This is a genomic window from Vibrio sp. YT-19(2023) (assembly GCF_033337395.1).
This window is the reverse complement of record NZ_JAWOQN010001035.1, coordinates 1-540: the sequence shown is the minus strand read 5'-3', so window position 1 is coordinate 540 and position 540 is coordinate 1. Positions and strand designations below refer to the sequence as shown.

General features: G+C 45.0%; 1 protein-coding gene. It reads right to left on the bottom strand.

The window, feature by feature from the left end:
- Nucleotides 1–540, bottom strand: a 540-nt coding sequence (locus tag R7E78_RS29870) for a sterol desaturase family protein (RefSeq protein WP_318059110.1), incomplete at both ends; no start/stop codon positions are given.

Genomic DNA, 540 nt, shown 5'->3' with positions numbered 1-540 from the left:
ATAGCGAAAAGGTTGTGTCAGTAGCTTATCCAATCTTTGCTCGCTCGCTTCCCTGATCTCAGGCACGCCAATCACGACATCGTTATGTCCAAGCGCTGGTTGTGCGCGATACGTTCCAAACCATCTATCCCAAACGGAAAGGAAAAAACCAAAGTTCGAATGGGTTTCCTTCACAATCACCGAATGGTGCACGCGGTGCATGTCTGGTGTCACAATGACTTTTCGCAGTTTCTTATCGATAGATAACGCAAGTTTTGCGTTACTGTGATTGAACATTGCACTCGCATTTAGAATGATCTCAAAAACCACAATCGCGAGAGGTGAAACACCAAGAATGAATACCGAGGCGATTTTGACGACCATCGAGATGATGATTTCAATTGGATGAAAACGCGCGCCAGTTGTGACATCGATATCCAAATCGGCATGGTGCATACGATGAATTTTCCATAGCGGTTTCACGCGATGAAAAACCAAGTGCTGAACATAGATGATGAGATCTAGAGCAATCACAGCAAGCAACACATTTAACCAACCGGG